This is a genomic window from Vibrio sp. 2130-1, assembly GCF_033339515.1.
The window spans coordinates 1-737 of the sequence record NZ_JAWOUT010000228.1 but is presented as its reverse complement, the minus strand read 5'-3'; the positions used below and the strand labels follow the sequence as shown (position 1 = coordinate 737).

The window sequence follows — 737 nt, the reverse complement described above, 5'->3', positions numbered from 1 at the left end:
GAAGCGAAAATCAGTGAATTTATTACCTTACTATGGGACTTAAAACTGGAAGTTGGCCATGCGGTTCGCACTGTCAATGAATGTGCACAAATCGGTCGTGACGATCTAACGGTTGCCACTAACCTACAAGAAGCACGTCTGCTTTGTGGCAGCGAAGACACATTCCAAGCTCTAAAAAAGGTCGTGCTATCCGACTCTTTCTGGCCGAGCGAAACCTTCTACCGCGCAAAAATCCAAGAACAACGCGAACGTCATGCTCGCTACCACGATACGACCTATAACCTAGAGCCCGATATCAAATCGACCCCAGGAGGTCTTCGCGATATTCACACTTTGAGCTGGGTAGCGCGCCGTCACTTTGGCGCCACATCTCTGCTAGAGATGAGCCGTTACGGCTTTCTTACCGATGCGGAATACCGCGAACTGGTGGAGTGTCAGGACTTCTTGTGGCGTGTCCGCTTTGCGCTGCACATTGAACTTCGCCGATACGACAACCGTTTGACCTTCGCACATCAAGCACAAGTGGCCGAAAACCTCGGTTATGTTGGTGAAGGCAATCGCGGCGTCGAGATGATGATGAAAGAGTTTTATCGCACACTTCGTCGCGTCGCAGAATTAAACAAAATGCTGCTCAAACTGTTTGATCAAGCCATCATCAATGGTGGTGCAACTGAAAACGCAGAAAATTTGGATGCAGATTTTCAACGCCGTGGATCGTTAATCGAAGCCAGAAAACC

General features: G+C 49.0%; 1 pseudogene. It reads left to right on the top strand.

Annotation, left to right across the window (positions count from 1 at the left end):
* Positions 1 to 737: pseudogene (locus R7Q09_RS25365) on the top strand ([protein-PII] uridylyltransferase); the annotation flags it as partial.